At 62.4% G+C, this 14675-nt stretch carries 11 protein-coding genes; 10 read left to right on the top strand and 1 reads right to left on the bottom strand.

From position 1 onward, the window contains the following. Positions 1 to 166 precede the first annotated feature (166 nt). The 7 genes from Q1W40_RS04880 (at position 167) to Q1W40_RS04850 (ending at position 5757) form a co-directional block, all read left to right on the top strand. The gene (locus Q1W40_RS04880; RefSeq protein ID WP_300709479.1) at positions 167 to 1087 is read left to right on the top strand and encodes a glyoxylate/hydroxypyruvate reductase A; all 921 of its coding nucleotides are present in this window, start codon (positions 167 to 169) and stop codon (positions 1085 to 1087) included. 9 nt (positions 1088 to 1096) lie between these two features. Beyond that, positions 1097 to 2005: a hydroxymethylglutaryl-CoA lyase gene (locus Q1W40_RS04875; RefSeq protein WP_300709477.1), complete on the top strand. Its 909-nt coding sequence runs from the start codon at positions 1097 to 1099 to the stop codon at positions 2003 to 2005. A 3-nt stretch (positions 2006 to 2008) separates the two neighbouring features. Continuing rightward, the gene (locus Q1W40_RS04870; RefSeq protein WP_300709475.1) at positions 2009 to 2521 is read left to right on the top strand and encodes a YbaK/EbsC family protein; all 513 of its coding nucleotides are present in this window, start codon (positions 2009 to 2011) and stop codon (positions 2519 to 2521) included. After that, positions 2518 to 2775 (top strand): DUF1289 domain-containing protein, encoded by a 258-nt coding sequence (locus Q1W40_RS04865; protein ID WP_300709472.1) that lies wholly within the window; start codon positions 2518 to 2520, stop codon positions 2773 to 2775. The genes Q1W40_RS04870 and Q1W40_RS04865 overlap by 4 nt, the downstream gene beginning before the upstream one ends. Positions 2776 to 2777: 2 nt before the next feature. Further along, the gene (locus Q1W40_RS04860; protein ID WP_300709470.1) at positions 2778 to 3419 is read left to right on the top strand and encodes a 2-hydroxychromene-2-carboxylate isomerase; all 642 of its coding nucleotides are present in this window, start codon (positions 2778 to 2780) and stop codon (positions 3417 to 3419) included. A 140-nt stretch (positions 3420 to 3559) separates the two neighbouring features. Continuing rightward, the gene (locus Q1W40_RS04855) at positions 3560 to 4315 is read left to right on the top strand and encodes a metallophosphoesterase family protein (protein ID WP_300709468.1); all 756 of its coding nucleotides are present in this window, start codon (positions 3560 to 3562) and stop codon (positions 4313 to 4315) included. Continuing rightward, positions 4312 to 5757 (top strand): bifunctional serine/threonine-protein kinase/universal stress protein, encoded by a 1446-nt coding sequence (locus Q1W40_RS04850; protein ID WP_300709466.1) that lies wholly within the window; start codon positions 4312 to 4314, stop codon positions 5755 to 5757. The genes Q1W40_RS04855 and Q1W40_RS04850 overlap by 4 nt, the downstream gene beginning before the upstream one ends. A gap of 6 nt (positions 5758 to 5763) precedes the next feature. Here Q1W40_RS04850 and Q1W40_RS04845 read toward each other — a convergent pair whose 3' ends face one another. Then, positions 5764 to 6036, bottom strand: coding sequence for a sodium/substrate symporter small subunit (locus Q1W40_RS04845; protein ID WP_300709464.1), 273 nt, complete (start codon positions 6034 to 6036; stop codon positions 5764 to 5766). 225 nt (positions 6037 to 6261) lie between these two features. On the opposite strand from Q1W40_RS04845, the gene Q1W40_RS04840 reads away from it, so the two are divergent. The 3 genes from Q1W40_RS04840 to uvrA all read left to right on the top strand — a co-directional run bounded on the left by Q1W40_RS04840 (position 6262) and on the right by uvrA (position 14327). Further along, positions 6262 to 8022 carry an MFS transporter gene (locus Q1W40_RS04840; protein ID WP_300709462.1) on the top strand — a complete coding sequence of 587 codons (1761 nt, stop codon included), beginning with the start codon at positions 6262 to 6264 and terminating at the stop codon, positions 8020 to 8022. 90 nt (positions 8023 to 8112) lie between these two features. Next, positions 8113 to 8322 carry a hypothetical protein gene (locus Q1W40_RS04835; protein WP_300709460.1) on the top strand — a complete coding sequence of 70 codons (210 nt, stop codon included), beginning with the start codon at positions 8113 to 8115 and terminating at the stop codon, positions 8320 to 8322. Positions 8323 to 8453: 131 nt separating this feature from the next. Next, positions 8454 to 14327: an excinuclease ABC subunit UvrA gene (gene uvrA, locus Q1W40_RS04830; RefSeq protein ID WP_300709458.1), complete on the top strand. Its 5874-nt coding sequence runs from the start codon at positions 8454 to 8456 to the stop codon at positions 14325 to 14327. The last annotated feature ends 348 nt before the right edge of the window (positions 14328 to 14675 follow it).

The raw sequence follows: 14675 nt of genomic DNA, 5'->3' as shown, positions 1-14675 counted from the left end.
CGCGAGCGCAGCGTGGCTATCCAGTGCCTGCATGGGCATCGTTGCTGGATGGTCACGTCACTTCGTTCCTCGCCATGACGCAAGTGGCTCCAATGGGCGCCATGTCATGACTTCTTGGCACCCTGAGTGACAGCAGGGGCTTGGCCTTGCTGACAAAATCGCCTTCATGAACATCACCATCTGCTTTGAAAAGCTCGATCCGACGCCTTGGGTGCAGGGCTTGCAACAAGCTTTCCCTGAGGCCGCTGTTTCCGCCTGGACGCCGGGCGCGCCGCAGGCCGACCACGCCATCGTCTGGGCGCCGCCCCAGCAGTTCATCGACGAGCAGCCTGGCCTGCAAACCCTGTTCAACATCGGTGCGGGCGTCGATGCCTTGTTGCAGCTGAAGCTGCCGTCCAGCCTCAAGGTGGTACGGCTTGACGATGCCGGCATGTCGGTGCAGATGGCCGAATACGTGTGCCACGCGGTGATCCGCCACTTCCGCGAATTCGACGGCTACGACGCCGACACCGGGGCGGGCAAATGGTCCTACCGCAAGCCGCGCAGCCGCGCCGACTTTGCTGTGGGCGTCATGGGTCTGGGCGTGCTGGGTGAGCGCGTGGCCAAAGCGCTGCAGGTGTTTGAGTTCCCGGTCAACGGCTACAGCCGCAGCGCGAAAGATCTGCCCGGCATCCGCTGTTTCAGCGGAGCACAAGGCCTGCCCGGGTTTCTGGCCGCTTCGCGCGTGCTGGTCAACCTCATGCCGCTCACGCCCGAGACCGAAAACATCCTGAACCACGCCACCTTGTCGCAGCTGCCCCAAGGCGGCTACCTCATCAACGTGGCACGCGGCAAACATTTGGTCGAAGAAGCCCTGATCACCCTGATCGACAGCGGCCACATGGCCGGTGCCACGCTCGACGTGTTCCGCACCGAGCCGCTGCCCGCCGATCACCCTTTCTGGCAACACCCGAAAATCACCGTCACCCCGCACACCTCGGCCCGCACCTTGCGTGAAGAAAGCATCGCGCAAATCGTGGGCAAAATTCAGGCTTTGCAGCGCGGTGATGCGATCAATGGTGTGGTCGACCACCAGCGCGGTTATTGAAAGCAAACCATGTCCCTTCCCTCACGCGTTCAACTCATCGACGTCGGCCCCCGCGACGGCTTGCAAAACGAAAAGCAGCCGGTGCCTGCCTCGGTCAAGATCGAGCTGGTGCACCGCCTGCAAGCCGCAGGCCTGACCGAAATCGAAGTCACCAGCTTTGTGAGCCCCAAATGGGTGCCGCAAATGGCCGACAACGCCGAGGTCATGAACGGCATCCAGCGCCAAGCCGGTGTGCGCTATTCGGTGCTCACGCCCAACGCGCAGGGCTTTGAAGCCGCCCGCGTGACGAAGCCCGACGAGATCGTTGTCTTTGGCGCCGCCAGCGAAGCCTTCAGCCAGAAGAACATCAACTGCTCCATTGCTGAGAGCATCGAGCGCTTTGCCCCGGTGGTGCAGGCCGCGCTGGCCGCTGGCATCGCGGTGCGCGGCGCCATGAGCTGCACCGTGGGCTGCCCTTACGAGGGCGACATCGCGCCCGAGCGCGTGGCGTATCTGGCGGGTCTGATGAAGCAGATCGGCGTGCAGCGCGTGGATGTGGCTGACACGATTGGTGCCGGCACCCCGCTCAAGGTGCAAAAGGCCATCGAGGCCACGTTGCCGTACTTCGATGTGGACCACATCTGCGGGCATTTCCATGACACCTACGGTCAGGCCCTCGCCAACACGCTGGCTTCGCTGCAAATGGGCGTGTGGAACTTTCAGTCCTCGGTGGCGGGTCTGGGCGGCTGCCCTTATGCCAAGGGCGCCACCGGCAACGTGTCCACCGAAGACGTGGTCTACATGTTGCACGGCATGGGCATCGCCACAGGCATTGATCTGGACAAGCTGGTCGATGCGGGTGCCTTCATCAGCGACTTTCTGGGCCGCAAGCCCAACTCCAACGTGGCCAAAGCCATCCTCAACAAGCGGGCAGGCTGAGCCATGTGCGGCGCTGAACTTCACACCCTGCCCGAAGGCGTGCAACGCGTGGCGCGTGCGCTGCAAGATGCGGCACATCCGCACACGCCGGTCATGCTCGACGGCGCTGCCCGTACCGCGCAAGAGGCCGCTGACGGCCTGGGCGTGCAGCTTGGCCAGATCGCCAAGAGCGTGATCTTCAAGCGCAAGCAAGACGGCGTGGCCGTGTTGGTGGTGGCCTCGGGCGACCGCCGCGTGGACGAGAAAAAAGTCTCGGCGCTTGTCGGCAAGATCGGCCGCGCTGATGCCGACTTCGTCAAAGCGCAAACGGGCTTTGCGATCGGCGGCGTCTCGCCCGTGGCGCACCTGAATGCGCCTGTGACCCTGCTTGACCAAGACCTCTGGCGCTTTGATGACGTCTGGGCCGCAGCCGGGCACCCGCATGGCGTGTTCCAGTTGAAACCTGACGATCTAAAGCACCTCACCGGTGCACCTGTGGCCGATGTGGCCCAGGCCATGCAAGAGGTGTCCGCATGAGCCAGTTTTATTGGAAGAAATTGGCCGAGCGCGCAGCGCAGGTGTTGGCCGAGCCCACGCCGCCTGCGCCCAATTCGGTGCCGTCACCCTGTGTGTCGCTGTGCCTGATGCACCCCAGCGCTGGCTGGTGCGACGGTTGCCTGCGCACACTGCCCGAGATCGGCAGCTGGAGCCGCGCCACCGACGAAGAAAAACGACGCGTATGGGAACTCATCCCCGAGCGCCTGCGCCAACGCCAAGCCCTGGAAGGCTGAACATGAAAACCATCCACTTTTATCTGGACTTCATCTCGCCTTATGCCTGGCTGGCCTTTGACGCCCTGCCCAAGGCCTTGGAAGGCATCAGCCACCGCGTGGTGCACAAACCGGTGGTGTTTGGCGCCATGCTCAAACACCATGGGCAGTTGGGCCCCGCTGAGATCCCGTCCAAGCGCGACTGGACTTACCGGCAGGTGCAGTGGCAGGCGCGTGCGCAAGGCACGCCCTTGCAATTGCCCGCCAGCCACCCGTTCAATTCGCTCGCTTTGTTGCGGCTGGCCACCGCCTGCGATGCCGAGGGCACGCCCAATCGCTTCGTGTGCGAAAAAATCTTCCGCCATGTTTGGTGCAGCGGCCAAGACGCGGCAGATACAGAGCGTTTGGCGGCATTGAGTGCAGACCTCCAACCGGTGGCCGATGTGACCAGCGCTGAAGTCAAACAACAACTCAAGGCCCACACCGACGAGGCCATCGCCCTGAACCTGTTCGGCGTGCCCAGCTTTGTGGTCGACGGTCAGGCTTTTTGGGGCAACGATGCGCTGCCCATGTTACGCGCTTATCTGCAAGGCGATCCGTGGTTCCAGTCGCCCGACTGGACGGGTGTGGCCCAGCTGCCCGTGGGCGTGCAGCGCAAGGCCTGATGCTTGAATGGCTGCAAAGCAGCCAACCGCGATATTTCGACTTTTTTGTCATCGCGAGCAAAGCGTGGCGATCCCGTGAAGTTTGATCTACTGCAAGCTGCGCATCAGCCAGTCCTGCCATCATGGTGCAGGAGACAAACATGCGACTGGCCCTGATTTCGGACATCCACGCCAACCGGCAGGCTTTGCAGGCCTGCTTGGCACACGCGCGCCAGCAGGGGGTGGACCAGTGGGCTTTTTTGGGCGATCTGGTGGGCTATGGCGGTGAGCCTGTGGCGGTGCTCGACCAGGTGATGGATTTGGCCGCGCAAGGGGCTTGGGTCCTGAAAGGCAACCACGACGCGATGGCCCTCAACCCGCCCGCACCAGGCGGTGAAGCGACACAAGGCGCTCAGGGCGCGCAGTGGACGCACGACCAACTCAGCACGGCGCACCGCACGTTTTTGGCGGCATTGCCTGTGACGATCCAGCGCGAAGCCTTGCTGCTGGTGCATGCCAGCGCCGACAAGCCCGAGGCCTGGCGTTATGTCGACAGCGAGCGTGCCGCCGGCCATTGCCTGGATGCCGCGCAGGCACAAGGCGCGTCGCATGTGTTGGTGGGGCATGTGCACCATCAGACCTTGTATTACCAGGGGGCTGGCCGTTTGCTGATGAGGTTCGAGCCCAAGCCCGGCATGGCCGTGCCCATGTCACTGCACAGGCCGTTGGTGGCCTGTGTGGGTTCGTGTGGCCAGCCCCGAGATGGCGACCCCCGCGCCATGTACACGGTGTATGACGGGGGGGCACGAAAAATCACTTTTCACCGTGTGCCCTACAACCATTCAGAAGCGGCTGCAGCCATCCGACAGGCTGCGCTGCCCGAATCATTTGCCCAACGATTGGAGCGTGGACGTTGAAACTGCTGGACCCTGGTCACGAGATCGATGGTTTCGAAATCGAAGCGTGCTTGCATGCCGGCGGCATGGCGCATATCTACAAGGTGGTTTACGCCGCTGCCGAAGACGGCACGCGCAGGACCAGCGAGTTCCCCATGGCCATGAAAATTCCGCGCATGACGGCGGGCGACGGTGCTGAAAACATCATCAGCTTTGAAGTCGAGCAGCAGATCCTGAGCGAACTCAAAGGGACACACGTGCCCCGCTTTGTTGCTGCGGGTGATTTGTTGCGCGTGCCCTACCTGGTCATGGAGTATGTGACCGGACAAACCTTGCAGCATTGGCTGGATCGTCGAGAAAGCCTGACTTTCAACGAGGTGGCCCGTTTGGGCGAAGCCATGGCCCGTGCCGCGCACAGCTTGCATCAGCAAAACGTGTGTCACCTCGATCTCAAGCCCGCCAACGTGCTGATTCGCCCCGATGGCAGTGCGGTGATGCTGGATTTTGGCTTGTCTTGCCACGCCAACTATCCCGACTTGCTGGCCGAAGAGTTGCGCAAGGCGGTGGGTTCACCGGTCTGGATTTCACCGGAGCAGGTGGTGGGCGTGCGGGGCGATCCTCGCAGCGATATTTTTGCCATGGGGGTCATGCTCTATGAGTTGGTAACCGGCGAATTGCCATTTGGTGAGCCGGCCACGGCAGGCGGCTTGCGGCAGCGTTTGTGGATGGATCCAGTCCCGCCGCGCCAACACAGGGCCGACGTGCCCGAATGGCTGCAGGAAGTGATCTTGCGCTGCCTGGAGGCGGTCGCTGACCAGCGCTATCCGTCGGCCTCGCATTTGGCGTTTGACCTCAGCCACCCTGATCAGGTCAAGGTGACTGCGCGCGGGCGAAGGACGGTGGGGACGGGTTTTTGGGCACATTTCAAGCGCTGGGTTCGAGCCGCAGGCATGTCCTACCAGCCCAGCCCAGTGCCTTCGCAGCAAATTGAGCAAGTGCCCATCATCATGGTGGCGGTGCCGCATCACGATGTGAGCGATGCCACGTTGTACTCATTGCGCGAAGCCGTGGCGCGATCGCTGGGGATCCGGCCGGGTGCACGCCTGGCCTGCGTCACCGTGATTTCACCCAGCCAGACCAGCAGCACCGAGTCTGAAAAAAGTGAAACCCGTGTCCACAGCTGGCATCTGAGCCGCCTGCAGCAATGGGCGCAGCCTTTGGATCTGGCAGACCACCAGACCTCCTTCCATGTGCTGGAGTCGGGTGACGTGGCCAGTGCCTTGCTCGCCTATGCCCAGGGCAATCAGGTCAATATGGTCATCATGGGCGCGGCCACGCATGGTGTGCAGATGCAGCGCTTTGTGGCCACGGTGCCGATCAAGGTGGCGATGGAGGCTTCTTGCACGGTGATTTTGGTCAAGCAAGCTTTGCCGTTTGAGCACTTGGCGGCTGTGACCGTCTGACGCGTGTCAGCTCTCGGGCGAGTCGGTTGTTTCTTCCAAGGTGGCCAGTTCTTTTTCCCAGTGGTTCATCAGCCAGGCATTCACAACGGTCATCAGCAGAAATATCAAAACACTGCCTTGTGCGGCCATCCAGAAATTGAACTTCCAAGCGAAGAAATTGAAGTTCAAATCGCGCGCAAAAGGCAGCCAGGCAAAACTCACCAATCCCCACACCGACATGAGCACCCAGGTGCTGTGTCGGATTCTTTGACGCAAAACGAGGGCTCGGCGGGTGTTCACGGTGGTTTGGCGTGCTTCAGGCGTATGTGGTGAAAAGATTATCCGTGGAAAGATCGCTAGGGATTACCCGTGGAAAAGCGTCATTTCTCACCATGCGAGATGAAAACAAAGGGTTTGCCCCCGGGTTGTAAGCCTTTGTTGGCAAGTTGTCAGAACACGGAAAGTGGGACCTCCAAGAATCGCGACAAGTTTCCGTGTCGGAGACTCTTTTTTGGAGACAGCTTTATGGCTACAGCAGCACCCCGTCCGATGTCGGCGGAAGAGAAGAAGGTGATTTTTGCCTCTTCTCTGGGTACCGTTTTCGAATGGTATGACTTCTACTTGTACGGTTCTTTGGCAGCGATCATTGCCAAGCAATTCTTCAGCGGTCTGGACGAAGGCTCTGCTTTCATCTTCGCGCTGTTGGCGTTTGCTGCCGGTTTCATCGTGCGTCCTTTCGGCGCGCTGGTGTTCGGTCGTCTGGGTGACATGATCGGTCGCAAGTACACCTTCCTGGTGACCATCCTGATCATGGGCGCATCGACTTTCATCGTCGGTATCTTGCCCAACTACGCCAGCATTGGCGTGGCCGCTCCCGTCATCCTGATCTGCCTGCGCTTGTTGCAAGGTTTGGCTTTGGGTGGTGAGTACGGTGGTGCAGCCACTTACGTGGCCGAGCACGCTCCTCACGGCAAGCGCGGTGCCTACACCGCCTGGATCCAGACCACCGCGACTTTGGGCTTGTTCCTGTCGCTGATGGTGATTCTGGGTACACGTACCGCCATCGGTGAAGAAGCCTTCGCTGATTGGGGCTGGCGCGTGCCGTTCATCGTCTCCATCATCATGTTGATCATCTCGGTCTACATCCGTTTGAGCATGAACGAATCGCCTGCTTTCGTGAAAATGAAAGCCGAAGGCAAGACCTCCAAGGCCCCTCTGACCGAAGCTTTCGGCCAGTGGAAAAACCTGAAGATCGTGATCTTGGCCCTGATCGGTTTGACCGCTGGTCAAGCCGTGGTCTGGTACTCCGGTCAGTTCTACGCCCTGTTCTTCCTGACCCAAGCGTTGAAAGTGGACGGCGCCACCGCCAACATCATGGTGGCCGTGTCCCTGATCATCGGTACACCGTTCTTCATCGTGTTCGGTTCGCTGTCTGACAAGATTGGCCGCAAGCCAATCATCCTGGCTGGTTGCTTGCTGGCTGTGGTGACTTACTTCCCCGTGTTCAAGGCCTTGACCAAGGCTGCCAACCCCGAGTTGGCCGCTGCTCAAGCCACATCCAAAGTGGTGGTGATTGCTGATCCAGCCGAGTGCTCGTTCCAGTTCAACCCCACAGGCACCAAGAAGTTCACCTCTTCTTGCGACATCGCCAAACAACGTCTGGCTGGCGCTTCGGTGAGCTACTCCAACGAAGTGGCCGCTGCCGGTACAGCTGCCATCATCAAAGTGGGTGAGACCACCGTGCAGGTCAAGTACTCTGCTGAAGACGTCGCCGCTGCCAAGGCCAAGGCCGAGGAAAAGCTGGCTGCCCTGAACGCGGCTGAACCCAAGGATGCCAAGGCCATCGAAGCTGCCACCAAGTCTGTCAAGGACCTGAGCAACGAGAAGACCGCTGGTGCGACCTTGCTGGGCTCCAACCTGGGCGCTGCCCTGAAAGCCGCTGGCTACCCCGCCAAAGCTGACATGGCCAAGTTCGACAAAGTCACCGTCATCGCCATCCTCACCTACCTGGTGATCCTGGTGACCATGGTGTACGGTCCTATCGCCGCCATGCTGGTCGAGATGTTCCCCACCCGTATCCGTTACACATCGATGTCCTTGCCTTACCACATCGGTAACGGCTGGTTCGGTGGCCTGTTGCCTACCACCGCTTTCGCGATCGTGGCGCAGACCGGTAACATGTACAACGGCTTGTGGTACCCCATCATCATCGCTGGTGCAACCGTCGTGATCGGTGGCTTGTTCATCAAAGAAACCAAAGACGTGGACATCTACGCTGAAGACTGATCTTCACTTGTAAGCAACCCGAGGGGACTCGGGTGCTACATTCTGGGCCTTCCCTCTGTGGAGGGCCTTTTTCATTATTGGAGATGAACTATGTGGAAAATTGCTGTTGGATTTGTGGTGTTTGCCGCCATCGCTTTGTACGTGATCGGTAAAGGTGGCGACAGCCTGGACATGAGTGGCGAGAAACACGGCGCTGACGCTGTGCACACCGAGCCCGCCAAGGCCGATGCCGCGCCTGCTGCTGCACCTGTCGCTGCACCTGCACCTGCACCTGCACCTGCTGCCAGCGCTGCCAAATAAGCGCAACGGTTGAGCGCCCTCAAGGGGCGCTGGACACAAAGCCACGCACCAGCGTGGCTTTTCTTTTGGGCGCCTGAAATGTCACGGCCCGCGCCCTAGAATGTTTGGCCTTCACCCGATAAAGCCAACCCATGTCCCAAGGTCTCATCCGCATCCGTGGCGCCCGCCAGCACAACCTCAAAAACCTTGACCTGGACATCCGCACCGGCGAGTTGACGGTGGTCACCGGCCCCAGCGGCTCGGGCAAATCGAGCCTGGTGTTTGACACCTTGTACGCCGAAGGCCAGCGCCGCTATGTGGAGACCTTCAGCGCCTATGCCCGCCAGTTTCTCGACCGCATGGACAAACCTGCGGTGGACAAGGTCGAAGGCGTGCCCCCGGCGATTGCGATCGACCAGACCAACCCGGTGCGCAGTTCGCGCTCCACGGTGGGCACCATGACGGAGCTGAACGACCACCTCAAGCTTTCGTTTGCGCGGCTGGGGCAGTTGTTTGACAAAGAGACGGCGCAGCCTGTGCGCCACGACACGCCCGAGACGGTGTATGCCGAGCTGGCGCTGCGCGCCGCCCAGGCACAAGACCCTCGCTTGTATTTGACTTTTCCGGTGGAGTTGCCGGCCAACACCAGTGCCGAGCAGGTCGAGCAATGGCTGTCGGCCAGCGGCTTCACCAAGGTGCAGGCTGAACGCGAAGTGGCCACCCCCACCGGCCCGCGCAAGGTTCTGGATGTGGTGGCCGACCGCTTCCGCTTGGGCAGCGCTGAAAAGATCCGCGTGATCGAGGCCATCGAAGTCGCCTTGAAGCGCGGCAGTGGCCGCCTCAATGTGTACGTGGAAAGTGACGCGGGCCAGGACCTGTGGCGCTTTTCCACCGGCCTGCATTGCCCCGACAGCGACCTGCGCTACACCGACCCGATCCCGTCGATGTTCTCGTTCAACTCGGCCGTGGGCGCCTGCGACACCTGCCGGGGCTTTGGCCGCGTGATCGGGGTGGACTACGGCCTGGTCATCCCCAACGACAAACTCACCTTGCGCGCAGGCGCCATCAAGACCATCCAGACCCCCGCCTGGAAAGAGTGCCAGGACGACCTGATGCGCCATGCCGAGACCGAAGGCATCCCGCGCGACACCGCCTGGGCGCAGCTGTCTGAAGAGCACAAGCACTGGGTCATCCACGGCTCGCCCTTGTGGAAGGGCAAGTGGAACCAGCAGTGGTACGGCATCAAGCGCTTCTTTGAGTACCTTGAAAGCAAGGCCTACAAGATGCACATCCGCGTGCTCTTGTCCAAATACCGCAGCTACACCGAGTGCCCGAGTTGCGGTGGCGCGCGCCTGAAGCTTGAGAGCCTGCTGTGGCGCCTGGGCACGAAGGCCCAGGCCGACGCGGTGCTGAAGCCGGCGAAGCGTTATTTGCCGTTGGGGGTGAAGTGGAGCCGCGCGCAAGTGGAGGCCTTGCCCGGCCTGTGCCTGCACGATCTGATGTTGCTGCCTCTGGACAAACTGCGCACGTTCTTCGCCTCTCTGGCTCCCTCCGTGGCGCAAGTCCCCGGCATCGCCCATGGCGGGAAGGAGCCGAGCACGGGCCAGGCGCAGGCCCTCAAACTCCTCCTCGACGAAATCAACACCCGCATCCGCTACCTCTGCGAGGTCGGCATCGGCTACCTCACGCTGGACCGCCAGAGCCGCACGCTCAGCGGCGGCGAGGTGCAGCGCATCAACCTCACCACGGCGCTGGGCACCTCGCTGGTGAACACGCTGTTTGTGCTCGACGAGCCCAGCATCGGCCTGCACCCGCGCGACATGGCGCGCATCAACGACGCGATGCTGCGCCTGCGCGACGCGGGCAACACGCTGGTGGTGGTCGAGCACGACCCGGCCGTGATGATGGCCGCTGACCGCATGATCGACATGGGCCCTGGCCCGGGTGAGCGCGGCGGCCAGATCGTGTTCGATGGCAGCACTGCCGACCTGCGCAACGCCGACACGCTGACCGGCGCCTATTTGGGTGGGCGCAAGCAAGTGGGCCTGGGTTTCAAGCGCATGGTCACCGACAGCACGCCGCGTTTGATTTTGGAAGGCGCACGCGAGCACAACCTGCAAAACATCAGCGTGGACTTTCCGCTGCAACGCCTGGTCACCATCACCGGTGTCAGCGGTTCGGGCAAGTCGAGTTTGATCCAGGACGTGCTGGCCCCGGCGCTGATGCGCCACTTTGGCAAAGCCACCGAAACGCCCGGCGCACACGACCGCCTGCTGGGCGCAGACCACCTGAGCGATGTGGTGTTTGTCGACCAGTCGCCGATTGGCAAAACGGCCCGCTCCAACCCGGTGAGCTATGTGGGCGCGTGGGACGCGATCCGCGAGATTTTTGCCACCGCGCCAGAGGCGCGCCAGCGCGGTTACACCGCCAGCAAGTTCAGCTTCAACAGCGGCGATGGCCGTTGCCCCACCTGCGGCGGCTCGGGCTTTGAGCACGTCGAGATGCAGTTTTTGAGCGATGTGTATTTGCGCTGCCCCGACTGCAACGGCCAACGCTACCGCCCTGAAATCCTCGAGATCAAAATCGAACGCCAAGCCATCGGTGGCCAGCCGCGTTTGTTGAATGTGGCCGACATTCTGGAGCTGACCGTGAGCGAAGCGGCAGCCCTGTTCGCGCAAGACCGCGACGTGATCCGCGCCTTGCAGCCCATCGTTGATGTGGGTCTGGAATACGTGCGCCTGGGCCAGCCTGTGCCCACACTGTCGGGCGGCGAGGCGCAGCGCCTCAAACTCGCGGGCTTTCTGGCCGAGGCGGCCAAAAGTGCGTCCAAGAGCCGCCAGAGTTTGGCCCGCAAAGGCACGCTGTTTTTGTTCGACGAACCGACCACTGGCCTGCACTTTGACGACATTGCCAAGCTCATGCGCGCCCTGCGCAAGTTGCTCGAAGCCGGGCATTCGCTCATCGTCATCGAGCACAACCTCGACGTGATCCGCGCCAGCGACTGGTTGATCGACCTGGGCCCCGAAGGCGGTTATGCCGGTGGTCTGATCGTGGCCCAGGGCACGCCCGAAGAGGTGCGCCAGCACGCCAGCTCGCACACTGGGCTGGCGCTGCGTGAATATGCCGAGGCCATGGGGGAGGTGCATGGTGCTCAAGAGGGCGTGGCCGCTTATCTGGCGGCGGTGAAAACCGGGGGCATGGATCCTCGGGTCAAGCCCGAGGATGACAAGAAGAAAAAACCTGCTCAGAACAACAACATCCAGATCGTCAACGCCAAAGAGCACAACCTCAAAAACCTGAGCGTCGACATTCCACGCGGCAAGTTCAACGTGGTCACGGGCGTCAGCGGCTCGGGCAAGTCCACGTTGGCGTTTGACATCCTGTTCAACGAAGGCCAGCGACGCTACCTGGAAAGCCTGAACGCCTACGCCCGAAGCATCGTGCAGCCCGCAGGTCGCCCCGAGGTGGATGCGGTCTATGGCATCCCGCCTACGGTGGCGATCGAGCAGCGCCTGTCTCGCGGTGGCCGCAAATCCACCGTGGGCACCACCACCGAGGTCTGGCATTTCTTGCGCCTGCTGTACGTCAAGCTGGGCATTCAGCACTGTGTGCACGACGACACCCCGGTGCAGCCGCAAACGCCCGACAGCATCGCTGCGCAGTTGATGACGCAGTTCCGAGGGCAGCACATTGGCCTCTTGTCGCCGTTGGTGGTCAACCGAAAAGGCGTGTACACCGAGCTGGCCGACTGGGCGCGGCCACGCGGCTACACCCACTTGCGCGTCGACGGCGAGTTTTTGCCCACGCAAGGCTTTCCGCGCATCGACCGTTTCAAGGAGCACAACATCGAGCTGCCTGTGGCCAGCCTCGATGTGGTGCCGGGCAATGAAACCGCCTTGCGCCAGGCGCTGGGCAAAGCGCTGGAGCATGGCAAAGGCGTGATGCATGTGCTGAGCGATCTGGGCAATTTGCGCGAAGCCATGTTCAACGGCGAGTCCACTGCCCGCATTGGCCAGCACCGGGTGTTTTCCACGCTGCGTGCCTGCCCCGCTTGCGCCACGTCTTATGCCGAACTCGACCCGCGCTTGTTCTCGTACAACAGCAAACACGGCTGGTGCCCCGACTGCGTGGGCACGGGCGTCAAGCTCAGCAAGGACGAGCGCAAGGTGTTCGACGACTCGGTGCGTGACGACAAGGAAAAAGGCCGCGAACAAACCTTTGCCGAGCCCGAGATCGAAGACCTGGCCGATGTGGCTTGCCCCTGCTGCGAAGGGACCCGCCTCAACGCCACGGCCCGCGCCGTGCGCCTGAGTGCGGCCAACGGCGAGGCTTGGCGCATCACCGACATCGCCAGCCTGTCGGTCAGCGATGTGCGCCAATGGGTGGACAAGCTGCAGCTCGTGGGCCGCGATGCCGACATCGCCCGCGACCTGGTGCCCGAGATCAAGAGCCGCCTGGAGTTTCTGGAAGAGGTCGGCCTGGGCTACCTCACGCTCGACCGGGGTGCGCCCACGCTGTCGGGTGGCGAGGCGCAACGCATCCGCCTGGCCGCACAGTTGGGCAGCAACCTGCAAGGCGTTTGCTATGTGCTGGATGAACCGACCATTGGCTTGCATGCGCGAGACAACCAGATCCTGCTGAACGCCCTGCACAAGCTGGGCGACAAGGGCAACACCCTGGTGGTGGTGGAGCACGACGAAGACACCATCCGCCGCGCCGACCACATCATCGACATCGGCCCGAGTGCGGGCAAACGCGGCGGGCGCGTGGTGGCGCAGGGTTCGGTGGACGATTTGTCGGCGAATCCCGAATCTGTGACCGGCCGGTATCTGTTGCATGCGATGAAGCATCCGTTGCAGGCCAGACGGCCCGTGTTGCCCCTCACCCCAGCCCTCTCGCCAGAGGGGCGAGGGAGCGCAAAACCCCCTCTCCCGCTTGCGGGAGAGGGCGGGGGTGAGGGTCCCCCGTGGCTCCACGTCCACCGCGCACAACTCCACAACCTCAACCAGCTCGACGCGGCGGTCCCCCTGCAGCGCCTGGTGGTCATCACCGGCGTGTCCGGCTCCGGCAAGTCCACGCTGGCGCGCGACGTGTTGCTGACCAACGTCGCCGCGGCCGTCGCCCAGCGCAGCACCAAGGCCGGCCGCGACGCCATGGACAAGGGTCAGTACCCCGCGTGGTCGGGCTGCGCCAGCGTGAGCGGATACGAGACCGTGGACCGCGTGCTCGAAGTCGACCAGACGCCCATCGGCAAAACACCGCGCAGCTGCCCGGCCACCTACATCGGTTTCTGGGACACGGTGCGCAAGCTGTTCGCCGACACGCTGGAAGCGAAGGCGCGCGGCTACGGCCCGGGCCGCTTCAGCTTCAACACCGGCGAAGGCCGCTGCCCGGGCTGCGAAGGCCAGGGCATGCGCACCATCGAGATGAGCTTTTTGCCCGACGTGAAAGTGCCTTGCGAAACCTGCCGGGGTGCCCGCTTCAGCCCCGAGACCCTGGCGGTCACTTGGCGCGGCAAGAGCATTGGCGATGTGTTGCAGATGGAAGTGGACGAAGCCGTCGAATTCTTCGCCACCATGCCCAGCATCGCGCACCCGCTGCAACTGCTCAAAGATGTGGGCCTGGGTTACCTCACGCTGGGGCAGCCTTCACCCACGCTCAGCGGTGGCGAGGCGCAGCGCATCAAGCTGGTGACCGAACTCACCAAAGTGCGTGACGAAGTGGGCAAGCGCGGCAACAAGGCGCCGCACACCCTGTATGTGCTGGACGAGCCCACCGTGGGCCTGCACATGGCCGACGTGGACAAGCTCATCAGCGTGCTGCACCGCCTGGTCAACGCCGGTCACAGCGTGATCGTGATCGAACACGATCTGGACGTGATCGCCGAAGCGGACTGGGTGATTGACCTGGGGCCCGAAGGCGGCAACGCCGGCGGCCGCATCGTCGCCGCCACGACGCCTGAAGCTTTGGTGCTTTTGGGCACCCACACCGGCAAGGCGCTGGCGCCGGTGTTGGCGCGTGTTTGACGATATGTGAGTGTCGCCAAGATGGACCCCGGGTCTTCGCCCGGGGTGACAAGTTATGAGCAGAGGCACAGGGGTGACAAGTTATCCCATCTCAAACGTCATCCCGGGCTCGACCCGGGACCCACGCCCCCTTACGTCATCCCGAGCTCGACCCGGGATCCACGCCCCCTTGCGTCATCCCGAGCTCGATCCGGGACTCACGCCCCCTTACGTCATCCCGAGCTCGACCCGGGACCCACGCTCCCTTGCGTCATCCCGAGCTCGACCCGGGACCCACGCCCCCTTACGTCATCCCGGGCTTGACCCGGGATCCATGTCCCCTTGCGTCATCCCGGACGTGATCCGGGA

This window comes from Limnohabitans sp. (genome assembly GCF_030158565.1).
In the GTDB taxonomy this organism is placed as follows: Bacteria; Pseudomonadota; Gammaproteobacteria; order Burkholderiales; family Burkholderiaceae_C; genus Limnohabitans_A.
This window is presented reverse-complemented; position numbering and strand designations above follow the sequence as displayed.